21 protein-coding genes are annotated in these 17,982 nt (G+C 36.2%); 18 read left to right on the top strand and 3 right to left on the bottom strand.

Annotation, left to right across the window (positions count from 1 at the left end; genetic code table 11):
- Positions 1 to 21 precede the first annotated feature (21 nt).
- Together MT489_RS15080 and MT489_RS15075 are read left to right on the top strand one after the other, a co-directional pair.
- On the top strand, positions 22 to 1,002 hold the full coding sequence (locus MT489_RS15080) for an SPFH domain-containing protein (protein WP_244682389.1): 981 nt from the start codon (positions 22 to 24) through the stop codon (positions 1,000 to 1,002).
- Between the two features lie 156 nt (positions 1,003 to 1,158).
- Positions 1,159 to 1,515, top strand: coding sequence for a hypothetical protein (locus tag MT489_RS15075; RefSeq protein ID WP_244682388.1), 357 nt, complete (start codon positions 1,159 to 1,161; stop codon positions 1,513 to 1,515).
- Between the two features lie 50 nt (positions 1,516 to 1,565).
- Here the strand turns inward: MT489_RS15075 and blaOXA are convergent, their stop codons facing one another.
- Positions 1,566 to 2,378 (bottom strand): class D beta-lactamase, encoded by an 813-nt coding sequence (blaOXA, locus tag MT489_RS15070; protein WP_370876399.1) that lies wholly within the window; start codon positions 2,376 to 2,378, stop codon positions 1,566 to 1,568.
- Between the two features lie 134 nt (positions 2,379 to 2,512).
- On the opposite strand from blaOXA, the gene MT489_RS15065 reads away from it, so the two are divergent.
- The 7 genes from MT489_RS15065 to MT489_RS15035 all read left to right on the top strand — a co-directional run bounded on the left by MT489_RS15065 (position 2,513) and on the right by MT489_RS15035 (position 8,795).
- A complete protein-coding gene (locus tag MT489_RS15065; protein WP_280518645.1) occupies positions 2,513 to 3,862 on the top strand; it encodes an aminotransferase-like domain-containing protein in 1,350 nt (449 codons plus the stop codon).
- A gap of 198 nt (positions 3,863 to 4,060) precedes the next feature.
- Complete coding sequence (locus MT489_RS15060) at positions 4,061 to 4,879, top strand: histidinol-phosphatase (RefSeq protein WP_244682386.1); 819 nt, start codon at positions 4,061 to 4,063, stop codon at positions 4,877 to 4,879.
- Positions 4,880 to 4,902: 23 nt separating this feature from the next.
- Complete coding sequence (locus MT489_RS15055; RefSeq protein WP_244682385.1) at positions 4,903 to 5,766, top strand: aldose epimerase family protein; 864 nt, start codon at positions 4,903 to 4,905, stop codon at positions 5,764 to 5,766.
- 168 nt (positions 5,767 to 5,934) lie between these two features.
- Positions 5,935 to 7,203 (top strand): alkaline phosphatase, encoded by a 1,269-nt coding sequence (locus tag MT489_RS15050; protein WP_244682384.1) that lies wholly within the window; start codon positions 5,935 to 5,937, stop codon positions 7,201 to 7,203.
- Between the two features lie 60 nt (positions 7,204 to 7,263).
- Positions 7,264 to 7,416: a hypothetical protein gene (locus MT489_RS15045; RefSeq protein ID WP_244682383.1), complete on the top strand. Its 153-nt coding sequence runs from the start codon at positions 7,264 to 7,266 to the stop codon at positions 7,414 to 7,416.
- 66 nt (positions 7,417 to 7,482) lie between these two features.
- Positions 7,483 to 7,836: a hypothetical protein gene (locus MT489_RS15040; RefSeq protein WP_244682382.1), complete on the top strand. Its 354-nt coding sequence runs from the start codon at positions 7,483 to 7,485 to the stop codon at positions 7,834 to 7,836.
- A gap of 29 nt (positions 7,837 to 7,865) precedes the next feature.
- Positions 7,866 to 8,795, top strand: coding sequence for an alpha/beta hydrolase (locus MT489_RS15035; RefSeq protein WP_244682381.1), 930 nt, complete (start codon positions 7,866 to 7,868; stop codon positions 8,793 to 8,795).
- Positions 8,796 to 8,978: 183 nt separating this feature from the next.
- Here the strand turns inward: MT489_RS15035 and MT489_RS15030 are convergent, their stop codons facing one another.
- Complete coding sequence (locus MT489_RS15030; protein WP_244682380.1) at positions 8,979 to 9,578, bottom strand: DUF421 domain-containing protein; 600 nt, start codon at positions 9,576 to 9,578, stop codon at positions 8,979 to 8,981.
- A gap of 139 nt (positions 9,579 to 9,717) precedes the next feature.
- On the opposite strand from MT489_RS15030, the gene MT489_RS15025 reads away from it, so the two are divergent.
- Both MT489_RS15025 and MT489_RS15020 read left to right on the top strand, forming a co-directional pair.
- Positions 9,718 to 9,861, top strand: coding sequence for a hypothetical protein (locus MT489_RS15025; protein ID WP_244682379.1), 144 nt, complete (start codon positions 9,718 to 9,720; stop codon positions 9,859 to 9,861).
- 7 nt (positions 9,862 to 9,868) lie between these two features.
- A complete protein-coding gene (locus MT489_RS15020; RefSeq protein WP_244682378.1) occupies positions 9,869 to 10,453 on the top strand; it encodes a uracil-DNA glycosylase in 585 nt (194 codons plus the stop codon).
- A 74-nt stretch (positions 10,454 to 10,527) separates the two neighbouring features.
- Here the strand turns inward: MT489_RS15020 and MT489_RS15015 are convergent, their stop codons facing one another.
- Complete coding sequence (locus MT489_RS15015) at positions 10,528 to 10,644, bottom strand: YjcZ family sporulation protein (protein ID WP_244682377.1); 117 nt, start codon at positions 10,642 to 10,644, stop codon at positions 10,528 to 10,530.
- Between the two features lie 873 nt (positions 10,645 to 11,517).
- On the opposite strand from MT489_RS15015, the gene MT489_RS15010 reads away from it, so the two are divergent.
- The 7 genes from MT489_RS15010 to MT489_RS14980 all read left to right on the top strand — a co-directional run bounded on the left by MT489_RS15010 (position 11,518) and on the right by MT489_RS14980 (position 17,976).
- Positions 11,518 to 12,249 carry a hypothetical protein gene (locus tag MT489_RS15010; protein ID WP_244682376.1) on the top strand — a complete coding sequence of 244 codons (732 nt, stop codon included), beginning with the start codon at positions 11,518 to 11,520 and terminating at the stop codon, positions 12,247 to 12,249.
- Between the two features lie 44 nt (positions 12,250 to 12,293).
- Positions 12,294 to 13,139, top strand: a complete 846-nt coding sequence (gene cpaB, locus MT489_RS15005) for a Flp pilus assembly protein CpaB (RefSeq protein WP_244682375.1) — start codon at positions 12,294 to 12,296, stop codon at positions 13,137 to 13,139.
- Between the two features lie 163 nt (positions 13,140 to 13,302).
- Positions 13,303 to 14,430, top strand: coding sequence for a CpaE/TadZ family protein (locus MT489_RS15000; protein WP_244682374.1), 1,128 nt, complete (start codon positions 13,303 to 13,305; stop codon positions 14,428 to 14,430).
- Positions 14,431 to 14,495: 65 nt separating this feature from the next.
- Complete coding sequence (locus tag MT489_RS14995) at positions 14,496 to 15,767, top strand: TadA family conjugal transfer-associated ATPase (RefSeq protein WP_280518659.1); 1,272 nt, start codon at positions 14,496 to 14,498, stop codon at positions 15,765 to 15,767.
- Complete coding sequence (locus MT489_RS22335) at positions 15,764 to 16,696, top strand: type II secretion system F family protein (protein ID WP_244682372.1); 933 nt, start codon at positions 15,764 to 15,766, stop codon at positions 16,694 to 16,696. The genes MT489_RS14995 and MT489_RS22335 overlap by 4 nt, the downstream gene beginning before the upstream one ends.
- 6 nt (positions 16,697 to 16,702) lie before the next feature.
- A complete protein-coding gene (locus MT489_RS14985; RefSeq protein WP_244682371.1) occupies positions 16,703 to 17,638 on the top strand; it encodes a type II secretion system F family protein in 936 nt (311 codons plus the stop codon).
- Between the two features lie 125 nt (positions 17,639 to 17,763).
- Positions 17,764 to 17,976, top strand: coding sequence for a hypothetical protein (locus MT489_RS14980; protein ID WP_244682370.1), 213 nt, complete (start codon positions 17,764 to 17,766; stop codon positions 17,974 to 17,976).
- Positions 17,977 to 17,982 lie beyond the last annotated feature (6 nt).

The following is a 17,982-nucleotide window of genomic DNA, read 5'->3' as shown; positions in this document are numbered from 1 at the left end:
ATAGAAAGGAATTGATAAGATATGTCATTATTTAAAAATCAATTTGCTAACGTCGTTGAATGGGAAGAATTCAGAGACGATATGATTTTTTGGAAATGGAGTAACCGTGAAATTAAAAAAGGCAGTAGATTGATTATTCGTCCGGGACAAGACGCTATTTTTATAAATAATGGTAAAATCGAAGGGATTTTTACGGATGAAGGGGATTATAATATTGAATCTCAAATTATCCCATTTTTATCAACTCTAAAAGGCTTTAAATTTGGGTTTAACAGTGGTATGCGAGTAGAAGTATTATTTGTGAATACGAAGGAATTTACAGTTAAATGGGGTACGAAGAATGCTATCAATATTCCAACTCCAATGCTTCCAGGCGGCATGCCGATCCGTGCAAACGGTACGTTTAACTTTAAAGTGAATGATTACGTTGCCTTAATCGATAAAATTGCCGGGATCAAAAATAGTTATCTTGTTGAAGACATCAAAATTAGGATTGTTTCAATTCTTGATCAGCTGTTGATGAAGTGGATCAGTAGAGAAGGAAAAGATATGTTTAATCTTCAAGCTAACTCTTTTGAAATTGCCAAAGGGATTCAGGAAGACCTTGACATGCAAATTATTGATAGCGGTATGACAATTACAGGGTTTAATATTATGAGCTTTAATTATCCAGAGAAAATACAAGAGATGATTACTAAAACGGCATCCCATGGAATGATTGGTGATATCCAAAAGTATCAGCAAGTTGAGATGACAGATGGTATTGCATCTGGAAAAGTAAAAGGCGGCGGTGCGGCTGCAGATATGGCTGGTATGATGATGGGAATGAATGTCGCTAATGAAATGTTGAAAAACATGAATCAAAATAAGAATCAGAATCAGAATCAGTCAGCTCAAGGAAATAATACGGGTGGAAATAAAATTCCGAATTTCTGTCCGAACTGCGGTCAAAAAACGAGCGGCGGGAACTTCTGTTCAAATTGTGGGCAGAAACTAGGGTAAATGAACTGTATCTGTAACTCCTTTTTCTTCAAATGTTGATAAGCTGTAACTCTACCGTTATCTAATTGAAAAGATAAAACGATAAAATGTATGATAGCTATCATTTTGTATTTTTAAACGTTGTAGGAAAAAGCTTTAAGAAAAAGGAGTTTGAGTATGGAAGCCCATGTAAAAAAATCCTTAGAAGAATGGAAAGAAGAAATAGGCGAAATTTTAGTCGACATTGATAAAGAATATGAGGAAATAAAAAGAGAGTTACAAGTATATTCTTATAAATTCAGCATCACGAAACAAGTGATTCAATCTACTGTAAATGAAGAGATAATCCGAAATATTCGCCATCTGTATCACTCTCCTTTTCAAGAACGGTTCAACGAACTAAAAGAAGGAATCAGAGATTTAGAGGAGAAGAAGAAGGTCTTTCAAATGTTTATCGATAAAATTGATAAAGTAAAAGGGAGAGAAGATTCAAACTCATCAATGATTCCTAATGAGCAAATGGTGTACAAATAATCAAAAAAGAGGGGGCTAAATAAATTGCCACCCTCTATTTTTTTGTCCAATTATTTATCCTGATTATTAAAGATTTTTAACTCATGCAAACAATCACGTGTAATATTCTTTGCAACCGTCCCACTACCGTCCACATTTGTTGCAAAAACCCATACATCCTTTGATGTTTCAACATATCCGACGTACCAACCTAAACCTAGATCTGATAGCCTCGTGCCAGTTTTTCCATGGATGACATAACTATCTTGATCATCGTTAATCATCAATCTTTTCACGGTTTTCAATACTTGTTTATCAAAAGGCAATTCTTCTTTGACGAGCTTTTCAATAAAAGATACTTGTTCATGGGCTGAAATTTTCAAGCTGCTATCTAGCCAAAAGGTATCGATGCCTCCGGAAATATCTTGATTTCCATAGTTCATTTTATCAATATTACTTTGCATCTGTTTAACCCCTATATCTCTTGCCATATCTTGATAAAACCAGATCGCAGATTCCCTCATTGCAGAAGCTAATGAATGATCGGTATTCCACGCTTCGAATTCCCTAATGATTCCATCCCATCTTTTCACTTCGTATTCGTTTTTTACAGCTTTCACTGTTAGCCCAATTACGGCATTTGGCACTTTAAAAGTAGATTCCGGAGTAAATCTTTCCTTGCTTCTTTTTTCATTCACGATATATGTTTTTCCAGTTTTTACATTTTTAATGACCGTTGTTCCTTCTACTCCTTTAAATATTTTTTCTAATTTGTCTTCATTGATGTTTATCTGGGCCGCATTTGTTACGGTATTCATAGAAAATACTGCTGCCAGTGACAACATTACTAAAATAGTAAAAGTCTTTAAAACTCTCATCTTCATCCTCCTTAAATTTTTGATTTATTGGATTTTTTGTAAAACTTTGAAGTAAGGTAAAGTATACTTGTGGGGAACTCATTTTCATAGGAATGAAATTATACACTGTACCCATACAGATGTGGAGGAGGATTTCAACATTGCCTAAATATGAGGAAATTATGAAGGAGATAGATAAGCGAGTAACGGAAGGAAAATTAAAGCCTGGAAGTAAATTGCCTTCTATTCGAATGTTATCTAATGAATTTTCATGTAGTCGGAATACCGTTATAAAGGCATATGAGGAGTTGGAAAAGAAACATATTATTTATGCGGTGCCGAAGAGTGGATATTATATTGTAGATCGTTATCAACCTAGCAAAAAGAAATCTGCAAAATCGATAATCATAGACTTTTTATCAGCGGGACCGGATAAAAAAATAATGCCATTTCGTGATTTTCAGCATTGTATGAATCAAGCGATTGACATATATAAAGAAGAGATGTTTTCTTACTCTGAAATTCAAGGAATGCAGTCATTACGGGATCAGCTGGCCAAGCATTTGCAAGACCATCAAGTCTTTACTTCAGCAGAAAGAATATGTGTTGTTACAGGTTCTCAACAAGCACTAAATCTTTTTGTCTCGCTTCCATTTCCAAATGGAAAAAATAATATTTGTCTCGAACAGCCAACGCATCATGCTTTCATAGAGTCCATTCAAGTACAAAATCCCACAGTTTATGGAATTGAGGTTACGAATAAAGGGATTGACCTCGATTATTTGGAATATCTGTTTAAAGAAAAGGACATTAAATTTTTTTATATCGTGTCAAGGTTTCATAATCCAACTGGATATAGTTATACGAATTTAGAGAAGAAGAAAATAGTTGAGTTAGCTCAAAAGTATGATGTTTACATTGTGGAAGACGATTATATGGGTGACTTGGATATTAACTCCAAACGGGATCCAATGTTTGCTTTTGACCCTACAGGTCGGGTAATTTATACGAAAAGTTTTTCGAAAGTACTGCTTCCAGGATTGCGACTGGGGATAACAGTTATACCTGAAGCAATGAAGAAACACTTTATACGTGCAAAATATGCGGACGATTTACATACTCCATTACTCACCCAAGGTGCATTAGAGATTTATATAAAAAGCGGTATGTATGATGCTCATATTAAGAAGATGAGAACAATCTATCATAAAAAAGGAAAGTTATTGCAAGAAGCTTTTATGGAGTATTTACCAGCCAATACTTATTCTTGCTCGCATTCCGGATTTTACTCAACTGTTGAAATCCCATCACATTTAAATGCAAAAAAGCTTGTGGAAGTATTAGAGAAGGAAAATGTGCTTGTGCAAGATGCCAGTATTATGTACTTGCCTCAATATAAAAAAGAAAATGTGATTCGCTTAAGTGTTTCACAAGTGGATGAAGAGTATATCCATATAGGAATAGAAAAAATCGCATCCTCTATTTTAAAAATGGAATTAAAAGAGATTTGAGAGGGAATTGTGAAAAATGAAAAGAATGCAGTTTTGTGTCCGTTGTAGAGAATTATAAAGCGCCGGTAATCCTTTTATTATAAGCAACCTGAAGATACTCGGTAGGAATCTCACATCTCGAGAAATAAATGTACATAATTCTTCAGTTGGAAGTATGATAGTATAGAAGAAACAAATTATTTGAATTGGAGGAATTATATGAACTCCCATCTAAAATTTGATTATCATACCCATCATCTCCGTTGTGGGCATGCCCGTGCTAATATTCGCGATTATGTTGAAGCAGCTATTGAAAAGGGGATGGATATGATTGGTATCTCCGATCATTCACCTTATTTCGCGAGTGAAAAGGACCAGCTTCAGCCGGGGATTGCAATGGCTAAGAGTACATTTCCTGAATATGTAAAGGAAGTTTTACAGCTAAAAGAAGAGTTTAAAGGTAAAATTGATGTCCTTTTAGGAGTTGAATCCGACTATTTCCCTGAACACATTGACATATACCGAAAATACTTTGATGCTTATCCTTTCGATTACATAATTGGATCTGTTCATTTTGTAGATGGAATAAGTATTTTCAAAAAGAATCGCTGGGAAGGCTTGACGGAAAAGGAAAGAGTTCGGACAAAGGAAGAATACTACGAACTAATTCAACAGTCTGCAAGCTGTGGTGTTTTCCAAATTTTAGGCCATATTGACGCAATGAAAGGATTTTATCCAGACTTTTCTTCTATTGAAACGGATGTAGTGGACCAAACTCTAAAAATTATTGCTGAACATGATGTAGCGATAGAAATTAATACTTCAGGGAGTACGAAAGATTGCGGAGGCTGGTATCCAGCGGATGAAATTCTTGAACGGGCATTGTATCATGGGGTTAACGTAACATTTGGTTCAGACGCTCATGATCCTGAACGTGTCGGTGATGATTTTGAATTGGTAAGGGCAAGATTAAAAGAAATCGGATTCAAAGAGTGGGCTTATTTTCGGGAAAAGAAAAGATACCTGACTTCTATATGATATGACAGAAAGGTTGTTAGTGAATGTACGAGATTACAACAGAAAAAGATGAGCAATACACGATTTATCATTTAAAAGATACGAAGTCAGATTCTTGGTTAAAGGTGGCGCCTGAAAGAGGCGGTATCATTACAGCGTTTGGCGTACAAGGAGTAGAAACGTTATTTTTAAATAAAAAAACATTCTATGATGAGAAGGCGAATGTTCGTGGTGGAATTCCTATTCTATTTCCGATATCTGGCCAATTGAATAATGGCGAATACGAATGGGAAGGTACTGTATACAAAATGAAAAACCATGGATTTGCGAGAAATCTTCCATGGGAGGTCATTGATACAAATACTGAAAACCAAGCATCCATTACGCTCCGGATAACGAGCAACGAAGAAACTAAAAGTGCCTTCCCTTTCGAATTTGAAGTGATTTATACATATGTATTAAAGGACAATCAGTTACAGATTTTACAGGAATATGTGAATAAATCGGATACAAAAATGCCTATTTATCCAGGGTTCCATCCGTATTTCAAGACTTCTGATAAAAACCTTACATACGAAACAGATGCAAAAACGTATCGTGATGATAATGATTATGAAATCAAAAATGTTGCGGATGGGTTGGATCTGTCTGACAAAAAGGAATCCTTTATATTGCTGGATGCAAAGAAAAAGGAAATTGCTTTTACATTGCCTGAAATCGATAAAAAAATTACGATGTCATATGGCGAGGAATTCAAGTATGTGTATTTATGGACGGAGCAAGGTCAGGATTTCGTGTGTGTTGAACCATGGATAGCACAGACAGACGAAATGAACAGAAAAGATGAATTGTATTTTGTCGGGAAAGGCGATTCGTTGAAAACATTTTTAACAATTAGTGTGCAGTAGGCCGAGTAGGTCTACTGTTTTTTTAGTCCTTGAATCGAAAAATTGTTCTTTTAAAATAATGATGAATGATCTAGTAACCAGCTTCTTTCTTAATTTACGTTTAGCTTTTGTATAAAAAAACTTCCCATACAAAACATAAACTGTTGAACAATGAAGGAGGTAAAGTGAATGAAACTGAGATTTTTCAATATGTGGCTTATTTTCTTTCTAATTATTTTTTCAATACTTCCTATAGCACAAGTGCAAGCAAAGGAACATGCAGCAAAAAATGTCATTTTCATGATTCCTGACGGTTTTTCTACTTCCTATGCGACTAATTATAGATTGTATAAAGGAAAAGAAGCGGTTTGGGATTCAATGCTAGTCGGGATGCATCGAACGTACTCTGCCAATTCACCTGTAACGGATTCAGCTGCAGCGGCAACTGCTATGGCAACTGGGTTTAAAACAGACAATGGGATGATAAGTATGTCTCCAGATGGTAAAAAGTTAAAAACGATATTGGAGGCAGCGAAAGAGGCTGGTAAGGGGACAGGACTTGTTGCGACTTCAACCATTACATACGCGACACCAGCAGCATTTGCTGCGCATGTTCCGTCTCGTAAGCAGGAGTCTGAAATTGCGGTACAGTATATGGATAATGAAGTGGATGTCATTCTCGGTGGCGGGAGAAAGTATTTCAATTCAATATTGGAGAGAGGGAAAGAGAAAGGATACGAAATTGTTACGAATAAAATGGAGTTAAGTAATGTGCAAACACCACAAAAACTGCTAGGTTTGTTTGCTGGAGAAGGGATGGTTCCTGAATTAGATCGCCATATGACAAGTGAGCCTAGTCTCGACGAAATGACGAAAGTTGCATTGCGGATTTTGAAACAAAATAAAAAAGGCTTCTTCTTAATGGTAGAAGGCAGCCAAATTGATTGGGCGGGGCATGATAATGATGCCGCGTGGGCAATGAAAGATATTGAAGCTTTTGAAAAAGCAGTAGCGACTGCACTAGATTTTGCTAAAAAAGATAAAAACACGCTCGTAGTTATTGCAGGCGACCATGATAATGGCGGCATGTCTGTTGGAGCGTATGATAAGTACGATGCTAAATTGGATGTGCTTCGAAATGTAAAATCCTCCGGCCGTTATATGGAGATGCAATTGGATAAAAATCGTAGAAACGCAAAGGAAATAATGAAAAAATATGCAGGAATCGATTTAACAAAAGAAGAAATTAATACAATAGAACAAGCAGATAAACCAGTAAAAGCAATAAATAGAATTGTATCTGAGCGTGCACTAATTGGGTGGACTACATCTCAACATACAGGCGTCGATATTCCTGTGTATGCATATGGTCCAGGATCACAAATATTTAGAGGATTGCAAGAAAATACGGAGTTGCCAAAATTAATGGCAAGGGTGATGAATATTAAATTTCCATAGTGAATAATATGTAACCCTCCTTAAGATTGGTACGTCGTATCTTTAAAGGGAGGGATTTTTTTGATTAAATATGCTTATATCTTTCTAATAGTAATAAACATGCTGGTTTTAGCTGCATGTGGGACAAACGTCAACAATCATTCTGCCCAAAGAGCAAATAACATTCAATTGCCACCAGCTGAAGTGGAAGTAAAGGAAGACGATTTTATTTAACGACTTTTTAGTGAAAAAGATGTATATGAAAATGGTGATATTGCCGTTTTCGCCGAACTTACTTATGTGGGCCCAGAAGAATCAATTGAAATTTATCATGCAGCCTCACCATTTTATTTTCCAATGGAGGAGAAAACGAGGGGAATTGAAGTCGCATATGGAATGGATGAGCCCCTAGTCACGACAAATCTTCATAAAGGTCAACCAATTCGTGAGAGATATCGCTTTTCTGGTGGTTATGACGAAAATGATGAAAAAGAATACATCGATTTTGTTAAGGAAATTGTTAAGAATGGATTTCCAGAGGGAAAGTACATTATTCATGGAAAAGCTGAATTTTTTACTCAAAACAAGGACGGAACAAATCAAAAAAGCTATAAATTAATGGGTGATATAGGGTTTTCTATTATGAAATGGTAAGTTCTAAAATATGGAGAAGGGGTGATTGGATGAGTACTTCTATCAATTGGTTAATGATGGAGGACGGAGTAGAAATTTATATAAAAAAATGGGTTGAGACTGATACTAAACCAGTCGCCATCCTTCAATTAGCTCACGGAATGGCCGAACATATTGATAGATATGAAGATTTTGCAGAACATCTAGTTCAGAACGGGATCTTCGTATATGGAAATGACCATCGTGGACACGGCGAAACAGGTGAAAAATCTGGGACTATTGGTTTCTTTGCAAAAGAAAATGGGTTTGATCGTGTTGTAGATGATCTTTTTCGTATCAATCAATCGATTCGTGATGAATACCCTAATATCCCAATTTTTTTGATGGGCCATAGTATGGGTTCCTTTTTAGTAAGACGATATATACAACAATATTCCTCTTCTGTTCTGGGTGTGATTCTTTCTGGCACTGCGGGTAGCCCTGGTTTTGCGGGGAAATTAGGAAAACTTATAGCAAAATGGGAGGGGAGTATAAAAGGAACAAAGGCACCAAGCCCTTTTCTGGATCGCCTTTCATTTGGTTCATTCAATAAAGGAATAGAAAATCCTAAAACAACATTTGACTGGCTTTCACGCGACAAAAATGAAGTTGAGAAATATATAAATGATCCGCGTTGTGGCTTTGTTTGCAGTTCTGGATTTTTTTATGATCTTTTTGAAGGATTAGAAAAAATACATAATCCAAATCTAAATCAATCCATTCCGAAAGATTTGCCTATGTTATTTTTCAGCGGAGATAAAGATCCTGTTGGAGGCAATAAAGTATTACAGGTTATCGAGCAATATAAAGAAATTGGACTTTCAAACATTGAGTCCACCTTTTTTAAGGACGGAAGACATGAAATGTTAAATGAAATCAATAAGCATGAGGTATTTCTGCTAGTACAGAAGTGGATTATGACACAGCTACAAATAAAATGAAATTATTTTTTGAAGAATAACGGGTTTAGTTCAGGAAGTACAACAAAAATAGCAAGTACTATTGATTTTAAGTGAAAATGAAAAAGTTGAAGATTTCATACAGCTTCCCTCCATGAAAATCCTAAAAGTACATAGTTCCAATTTGAATCATTTCTATAGTCGAAACGCAAACATGGACTTGCCTCATTGCAAATACTTAGGAGGCGGGTCCGCAGAATGTTGATTTGTGATTTCAGAAAACATATTTTGCTCTGATTTATTATTAATAATTTGTTTGGACATTTTACCAGATTGTATTAATTGTATGAGAGCTTGAATATCCTCCTTTGTAGCTGGTTGCTTTTCAGGTTTTAAGGTGTATCCTAATTTTCCATTCACTTCAACCGTTACCATTTCTAAGTCGTTAATTGATGCAATCCCAAGTTGGCGAAGCCGTTCCTCTAGTTTATCAACTGTTAATCTTAATTTTTTTAAACTTTTTTCATTTAGTTTCCCTTTTTCAACGACGACAACGGACTTACCAGATATAATCGTTTCAAGCAAATCAGATTTTACTTGAATCAACTCTGTTACAACGAGTGCTAATATGAAAATTGCTCCCACGATCATAGTGGTCCAAATACTTTTACTTGTTACTGGTTGTATTAGCATCGTACCGAAGGCAATCATAATGATCGCTTCTGGCATCGTCATTTGAGAAATTGTTTTTCTTCCGCTTATTCTCAAAAATAAAGTACCAATAGCGAATATCACCAGAACCTTCCATATCATATCTAAGTCCATTCATAAAACCCTCTTTTATTTAAGTTAGAAATTATTTTTTGCCATTTCATAATTTACATACAAGTATTTTTTTGGAAGGATTAAAGTTTGTTCATTCGGAGAACATATACTGACTTTTTATTATGAGGAGTGAAAATAAATGCAGCCATGGGATATAAAATTTATAAAAGAAAATGAAAAAGTAAATCCGAAAACAGAAGAAACTCCAAAAAATGTAAAACAGAAGGAAGTTATTCACTCTGAAAAACTTCGCTATAAAAATGCAGATGAAATATATGAATAGGTCTTAAATGATGCCTGATTTTTGCCCTGAAATATGGCCGGAAATCCCCACCCCAAACAACTATTTGAATTGTAAAGATTGTGATTTATATAAGCAAGGAACACGAATGGTGTGGGGAGAAGGAAACCCAAATGCCTCCATTATGGTCATCCTTGATAATCCCGGAGCGCGGGAAGATAAAGAAGGGAATCAAGCTGTATGTGGAACGAGACAAACATTGCAGAAAGCTGCATACGAATCAGGCTTAAAAATGTCTGACTTATATGTAACATATATTTTAAAAAGGCGACCAGTCCGAAAATATGATAAAGATGTGACCCGAGAAATTTGTATGGGGCATTTGGAACAACAACTTCTAACTTCGAAACCCAATCTTATACTTTGTTTAGGAAATGTGGCCGTACAAGCTTTTTTCAGAAACCCTGATGCTGAAGTAAAGATCCTTCGTGGTAAATGGAATGAGGTCCAAGGCTTTCAAACTGCCGTTTCGTATCATCCACTTGCCGTTAGGCGCCGTCCCAATTTATGGCCATTCTTTCTAGAAGATTGGAAGGGATTTGTGGAATGTTATCGTCGACTATTGGAAAAATAAAAGCTTTTCTTTCTACGATAAAATAGAAAGAAAAGCCTTTTTTCATTTTTATTTATGTTAATGGTTACTGGATCTTAAATGAAACCTCCACAGCCACCAACAAATGATGCGCCAATGATAATCAAGAGAATGAACAATACAACAACTAACGCAAAACCTCCTCCATATGCTCCTCCGAAGCCTACAGTCATAACTAGGCACCTCCTTTAATCTGGATATCATATTCTATGTACCATTCGTCTCTATGTGTTAAATGAACGATAGTAAAATGCCCATTTTTGTGAGTTGCAAATCTAGGAAAATATAACAGTTCCATTTCTCGCTGTGAATCATCACTTGCAATTGATGCAGAATTTATAGAAAAAATGTTTGATAATATGAGCAAATCGATTACGTTCCTGCTATTTATTTACACAAGACCAAGCCATATTTTCGGCATTTAATAAAGCCGCTGATAGTAAAAAAGACTTGAAGAAAGAGATGATCCTTTGGTCAGCTTATCCACAAACAGGAATTATAAAAAAGCTCTAAAATATAACCCAGAAGCCCCAAAGGATTCTAAAGTTCTAGGCTGTCAATATGACATAGAGGCTAAAAGATGTAACATCGATACCGATTTATTTAAGGGATAATAGAATATTTATGGTAAAAGGCTGACATTGAAGAACAAATGTCAGCTTTAATATTTCTGCTAATTATGAAAAAAGGAACAAGACCCATCTGCTACTTTGGTGATTGGAACACTATGAATTACGTTTTTGGAGTCTATATATTTTTTTTTAATCCTTTTATAAAAAATGATTATATTTACCCGATTTTTTGATTCGAAGAAAATTTTCTTACAGTTAATGGTAAAAAATCTTGTTTGTACCCTATTTTCTTTAATTAAAACTAATACGATAGACCTTAAATAAACTCGCTTTTTTTATGTTGTCTAGGAAAAATTAACCAATGGAAAATTTTTATGAATTTAGGACCAAATTGACCGGATAGTGAACTCGTGATATTAGTAAATGAAGGGTGAAAAGTCATACATTTTTCAATGTGAATAAGGAGTATTTTTCATGTTATTACTTGTGGATGAAATGATAAGTCTTCATGAAGAAGATGAATCAATTAAGAAAATATCTCTAAAAGGGAAATATAATCAACTTCAAGATGCATTAAGATTTTTTAAACCAGGATTAGCTTCTAAGAAACTTTCCATTAAAGCTCCGACATTAGATGAGGAGCTGGAGTATTTTTCTAAGCTTTTTAATGAGTACGATAAAATCATCTATTTTTATGATGCAAGATTTGGGTCAAATGAAATGTTAGATCGTCTTCAGAATTGGCTTTTACCTAACAACATGTTATGGCCGATTCCTATTCATGGTAGTAAAGCTGAGTATTTGTTTTTAAAAAGTGAGGTTTTAAGCGAAATACATAAAGGTGCATCTTACAACGATATGATGAATCATATTCAAAATGTAAGAAAGAAAATATCTAGTTGGGTCATATCCCCAAGTCCTGCGAAGGTTATCCGAGCGGATAAATATAATGCAATTTATAAGGAAAATAAAAAAAATATATTTTTACTTATGGAGATGCTTCCGAACAGAAGAATTAAAACACACCAATCGGGGAATTTGGAAGGGGTGTGGAAGTATATTAGTGAAAAAGAGGATGTCAATCAAATTTGGGCAGTAACGAAAGGGATTGATACGGAACTACCTAACGTAAAAAAGCATATTCAAATTGATTCCATGTCTTTGCCAGTAGGAATTCCTTTTATTCAGGCTATTACGATGAAATAGAAATAATTAATATATGAATCTTGTATGTATGATGGAGGAACGCAATGATTAGTGCGAAAAGAAAAGCTTTTATATTTTTAACGATTGCTTTTTTACTAGCAATTATGACGGGGTGGTTTATAAATAGTCAGGTATCCCAAGCGAAGGAACTGATGGGGCAGTCCGTTAAAGTGGCAGTTGCGAAAAAGGATGTATCTGCTTATACCGAAATTACCCCTGATATGATCGATTGGCTAAGTATTCCCAAGTCCAGTGCTGTCTCTTCATTTCTAACGAGTGAGAAAGAAATGGAAGACCATCTTTTTATTGTAAATATGAAAAAGGGCGATCTCATTACAAAAAATTTAATTAGATCCCGGGTCGATATTCCAGAAGGTTATCGCGTTGTATGGTTAAATCCGACCGAGAACGTCATCATGGACCAAGAGATCTTCGTGGGCGATAAGGTCGACATTATAGCTTCTTACAAATCGGATAATGAAGGAAAGATAGAAACAAAACGAATTATGAACAACATCAATGTCATCCAAAGCGAGTCGGTTCGTCTTGAAGACAAAGGCAATACTAGCATGGCAATCAAAGTATCATTAACCATTGAGCAGGCTGAGCAGCTTATCCATATGCAAAATACAGCAGATCAAATTCGAGTATTAAGAATAAATCAACTCGAAATGAATGATAGTCAAGTAGATTCAGAGGTTGAACAAACTCCAGTTCAAGAGGAGCCAGTTAACCAAGAGGTTAAGGAAAACACGGAAGTAAAAGAAAATCCACCTGCCCAATCTCCTGCTAAAGAGAGTGACAAAAAGGAAGAACCGAAAAAAGAAGAAGTGAAAAAAGAAGAACCGAAAAAAGATGAAAAGAAAGAAAATGATGGAGATAAAAAATAGAAGTTTAAGTTAACTCGCTACTTCGAATTCCAGTTTTTTAACCTCTAGAAGATGGCTTGGGTAACTGGATAATAAAAATCTTTGATCAATATACAGACTCTATTAAATTTTCTTTATTTTACTGAAATAAAAGCAGTGAATCAGTCCGAAATGAGGTTTTTACATGAGAAGTACAAATGCGTTGGTCGTTACAGATGATGAATCATTATTAACGGATATAAAAAGGATTTTATACAATTTTGACATTCAGGAAACAAACGAATGGCAAGGTCCTCATGTTCCAGAAGATAATATTTCCTATTTTTTGATAGATGAATTGATGGTAGATGCAATCTCACCTGCACATATTCCGATGACCAGTGTATTAATTGGATTGGTCAGAGATCGTTCCTTTGAAAATGCACGAAAATGGATGAAGCTAGGAGCAAAGGAGCTAGTTATCATTCCAGATGAACTCGAAAAATTAGTTTCGATTTTACAAAAGCCTTTACCGAACTTTGTGAGCGGCCGTTCAGGAAGCGATTATTTTGCTTTTGAAGGTTCAGGTGATGTAAGAGCATTTTACAGTGCAAAAGGCGGTACTGGAAAAACATTGATTGCTGCAATGGTAGCGCAAAATCTGCAAATGCAATGTGATCAACGTGTGATTTTAATCGATTTTAATGTTCAATTTGGCGGAGTTGAGGTCGTTTTCGGGATTGAACCTGAAAGATCATATATGGATCTACTTCCTGTTATTAACGAACTTTCGATTAATCATATTCAAAATGTTGCTGTTAGGGAAGAAAATACGGGTATTCATGTTTTGTTAAGCCCAGCTAATCCTGAACAAGTAGAATTGGCGACAGATGAGATGATTACTAGAATCATAAGAACATGCAGAAATCATTTTGATCAAGTCATAATAGATTTACCGTCTATTTTTAATTCAACTACCTTTACGGCACTTAATGAAGCGACACATATATACTACATACTGAATCCGGATAGCTTATCAGTTCGCGGTTTAAAACATACCATGAACCATTTTCGCCGCTATCAAATCGGTAACAAAAATAATGTTTCGATCATTATCAACCGTAATAATAACAAAAGTGAGCTGACAGAAAAAAACATCAGCACTTTAATTGACTTGCCAATCGCAGGCAGCGTTCGCGCTGACTTTTATGGAGTCCAACCTTTTATCAATATGGGAAGACCATTTTATTATAAAAAACACGATAAAGGTGTATCCAAAACTGCACAAGATGTGAGGAAGATGGTTAAAAAGTCGATTGTTAGAGGAGGGTGACTTGCGTGCAATGGTTCGAAAAAATCAAGGAATATCCGCTGCATTCCAATGATGAATGGAATGTAATGGACATGGAGCTGGAAAGGCGGGCAAAGCATTATAAAAACCGTTTAATAAAAGAATCGGACCTTGAAACGATTACGACCCTACCGCCGAAAGAAATGCGGCAAACAATCGAACGATTAGTGTATCGAATGATTGAAGAAGAAAGGGCTATTATTCCGAGGCAAGAAATGGAAGCTCTCGTAAAGCAGATTATTAACGAATCTGTTGGATATGGCCCGTTGGAGGCACTTCTGAAAGAAGACAGCATCACTGAAATTATGGTAAATGGTCCGCGGGAAATTTATATCGAGCAGGAAGGGAAATTAATTAAGACCGACGTAAGGTTCAAGGATGAGGAGCATATTCGTCATATTATTGATCGTATTATCGCTCCGATTGGCAGAAGGATTGATGAAAGCTCCCCGATGGTCGATGCCCGCTTGCACGATGGAAGTAGGGTAAATGCCGTTATACCGCCGATTAGTTTAAATGGACCTGTGCTTTCGATTCGAAAGTTTAATAAAAATCCTTTTTCCCACAATGATTTAATTAATTTTGGAACGTTCACAGAAGAGATTAGTGAATTTTTGCAGGCAGCGGTACAGGCGAAATGCAATATTTTAGTATCTGGTGGAACAGGTAGCGGGAAAACGACGCTGTTAAATGTTTTATCTAGTTCCATTCCGTTTGGCGAACGTGTAGTCATTATTGAAGATATGGCTGAATTGAAGTTTGAACATGATAATCTAGTGCGGATGGAGGCACGCCCTAACAATATGGAAGGGAAAGGTGAAATAAATATCCGTATGCTAGTACGAAATGCCCTAAGGATGCGCCCAGATAGAATTATTGTCGGGGAAGTGAGGGGGTCAGAAGCAATTGATATGCTTCAGGCGATGAATACGGGACATGAAGGTTCACTTACAACTGTCCATGCCAATTCTCCTAAGGACGCACTTGGTCGTCTTGAAGCGATGGTTATCATGTCTGGACTGTCTCTTACGGTTGATGTCGTTCGTCAATATTTCGTCGGAGCACTTGATTTAATTGTTCAAAGTGAAAGACTGCCTGATGGAAAAAGAAAGCTTGTCAGTATTGCAGAAATTACAGAAAAAAATGGTGCAATCGAAGTGAATGATATTTTTAAATTTGAAAGACATGGTATTGATGAAAAAGGAAGAGTATTAGGTTCATTTGTATCGACAGGGTATGTACCTCAGGTGTATTCGCGGATGAAGTCTTTTGGTGTTGATATTCCAGCAACGCTATTTAAGGAAGGGGTGTTGTTGTGAATGCGATTTTATTAACGGGTAGTGCTACTTTCTTTTCACTCTTTATCTCGATTTACTATTTTTTAAATTATAAAAATGCAAATAAAGCAAACAAGAAAATAGAGAAATGGTTTAACACTGAATTAAGTCAAGAAAGAAAAAGTTCGATTATATTAATCGGAGATAAATATGATCAATCGGAATTAGCGGAAGATTTAAAAAAGAAATTGATTCAAGCAGATATTCAATTGAAACCATCTGAATATGCAGGAATTTGCATTCTACTTTTCGGTGCATTTCTGTTTGCAGGACATTTTCTGTTCAAACTCATTTTTATTATCAATATTACGTTAGCTTACTTAATCATTTGGTTTGGATCCAAGCTTTTCCTGAGGTCGAGGCAAAACCAATTAACGGAAAAGTTGAATCGGCAGCTGCCTGAAGTTTGTCGCATGATGAGTAACACGATGAAAGCTGGGCTTACGATTCCTCAAGGTATTGAAATGGTCGGTGAAGAATTAAAAGCGCCGATTGGGCCTGAGTTTAAAGGGATGGTTCAGCAGCTACGTCTAGGTACAAGTTTTGAAGATGTTATGAATCAGCTCAGGGAGAGATTCGCCAGTAAAGAATTAAACATTTTTGTCAGTACGGTAATCATACAGCATCGGGTTGGCGGTAATTTGGCAGAAGTGTTAAGCATTATGGCCGATACGCTTGAGGAGAGGGCAAGAGTGAATAAGGAAGTCGACACTGTAACAGCTGAAGCGAGGTTTATCGCTCTCATACTTCCAATTATGCCTCTGATGATGGCGTTGATGATGAATTTATTCATTGAAGGATTTTTAAATCCACTATTTACAAAATGGGGACTCGTCTTATTAACCATTTTTATTGGAATGCAGCTTCTTGCGTTCCTTGTCATTCGAAAAATAACAACGATAAGGGTGTAGCTCACAATGAGTCCTTATTTTGAAGTACTCGTCCAATTGTTGATCATCATAATATTAATATTTGTCCTCATTGGTTTTATCTTTATTTGGTTGTATATTGCAAAAAAAGAAAAATTGCTTGTCCATTTACAGAAATCAAAATTGAAGAGAAGTCGTAAGAAATTATCCGAAATCATATGGAAGCCACTTATTAAAGCAGCTGAATACGTTGGTCCTACAGCCGAAAAGTACAAATTGATGTTTGATTTTGAAAAAGATGAACAGATGATTGTGCGAGCCGGAAATCCAATGGGGTTAACGCAAAAAGGATTACACGGGTTACGATTTGTTCTTGGAATGGGCTTGTTAACATTCTCTATCCTCTATTCGTTTTTAGGAATGCCATTTGCGCTTTTATTGTTGGTAATTTTCCCAATCACGGGGTTTATGTTTCCGTCACTCTGGATCATGTATTTAGCGAAGGAAAGGCAAGAAATGATTAGCACGATGATGCCCGATTTCCTAGATACCGTAAGTATAACCTTGCAAGCAGGGGTATCATTGGATGCCGCGTTACGCCAAGTGACGAACCAAATGGATGGCCCACTTAGTGAGGAATTCCAACGTTTTAATAGAGAAATAGATTTAGGAGTTCCAAGACGCCAAGCTTTTCAGCACATTTTGGATCGCAACACGTCGAAAGAATTGGAAATGCTCGTCAATTCATTGGTTCAAGGATCAGACCTTGGCGTTCCCGTTTCCACGACATTTCGAGTTCAAGCCGAAAACTTGCGCTCCATGAGAGGATACCGTGCAAAGGAAAAAGCTGCAAAAGCAAGCCCGCAAGTCACACTCGTTACTACTTTCCTAGTCGCACCAGCCGTATTTCTATTGATCATCGGCTTGCTCTTTCTAAATATGCTTTACAATCCTGAAGCGTTTGGACTGGATGTGTGGTTTTAAGCTTGATTTTGGGGTATTCCCATTCGGGTTGAGTCTATTCCCGTTCGGAAGGATCTATCGCCTATAGGCAGATTCATTAACAATCTAGCGAAACAATATTTTTAAAAAATTTAGGAGGAATTATCATGTTAACAAAATTATACGTTTCAACGAAAATGAAGTGGGATCAGTATGTGAAAAATGAAAAAGGGGCACAGGCGTTGGAGTGGATTGCTCTTGGAATGTTAGTGCTTGCGATAATGGGGGCAATCGCTGCTACGATGAAAGGCGATTCTACTATGGGGACCGCGGTTAAAAACCAACTAGTTAAAATGATTAATAGTTTGAGCGGTGATTGATGAGAT

This window comes from Lederbergia wuyishanensis, assembly GCF_022900255.1.
Taxonomy (GTDB): domain Bacteria; phylum Bacillota; class Bacilli; order Bacillales; family Bacillaceae_C; genus Lederbergia; species Lederbergia wuyishanensis.
This window is presented reverse-complemented; position numbering and strand designations above follow the sequence as displayed.

Coding starts and splice junctions, on each gene's coding strand:
- MT489_RS15080 (WP_244682389.1), top strand. CDS start 22: ATGTCATTATTTAAAAATCAATTTGCTAACGTCGTTGAATGGGAAGAA.
- MT489_RS15075 (WP_244682388.1), top strand. CDS start 1,159: ATGGAAGCCCATGTAAAAAAATCCTTAGAAGAATGGAAAGAAGAAATA.
- blaOXA (WP_370876399.1), bottom strand. CDS start 2,378: ATGAAGATGAGAGTTTTAAAGACTTTTACTATTTTAGTAATGTTGTCA.
- MT489_RS15060 (WP_244682386.1), top strand. CDS start 4,061: ATGAACTCCCATCTAAAATTTGATTATCATACCCATCATCTCCGTTGT.
- MT489_RS15055 (WP_244682385.1), top strand. CDS start 4,903: ATGTACGAGATTACAACAGAAAAAGATGAGCAATACACGATTTATCAT.
- MT489_RS15050 (WP_244682384.1), top strand. CDS start 5,935: ATGAAACTGAGATTTTTCAATATGTGGCTTATTTTCTTTCTAATTATT.
- MT489_RS15035 (WP_244682381.1), top strand. CDS start 7,866: ATGAGTACTTCTATCAATTGGTTAATGATGGAGGACGGAGTAGAAATT.
- MT489_RS15030 (WP_244682380.1), bottom strand. CDS start 9,578: ATGGACTTAGATATGATATGGAAGGTTCTGGTGATATTCGCTATTGGT.
- MT489_RS15025 (WP_244682379.1), top strand. CDS start 9,718: ATGCAGCCATGGGATATAAAATTTATAAAAGAAAATGAAAAAGTAAAT.
- MT489_RS15020 (WP_244682378.1), top strand. CDS start 9,869: ATGATGCCTGATTTTTGCCCTGAAATATGGCCGGAAATCCCCACCCCA.
- MT489_RS15015 (WP_244682377.1), bottom strand. CDS start 10,644: ATGACTGTAGGCTTCGGAGGAGCATATGGAGGAGGTTTTGCGTTAGTT.
- MT489_RS15010 (WP_244682376.1), top strand. CDS start 11,518: ATGTTATTACTTGTGGATGAAATGATAAGTCTTCATGAAGAAGATGAA.
- cpaB (WP_244682375.1), top strand. CDS start 12,294: ATGATTAGTGCGAAAAGAAAAGCTTTTATATTTTTAACGATTGCTTTT.
- MT489_RS15000 (WP_244682374.1), top strand. CDS start 13,303: ATGAGAAGTACAAATGCGTTGGTCGTTACAGATGATGAATCATTATTA.
- MT489_RS14995 (WP_280518659.1), top strand. CDS start 14,496: ATGGACATGGAGCTGGAAAGGCGGGCAAAGCATTATAAAAACCGTTTA.
- MT489_RS14985 (WP_244682371.1), top strand. CDS start 16,703: ATGAGTCCTTATTTTGAAGTACTCGTCCAATTGTTGATCATCATAATA.
- MT489_RS14980 (WP_244682370.1), top strand. CDS start 17,764: ATGTTAACAAAATTATACGTTTCAACGAAAATGAAGTGGGATCAGTAT.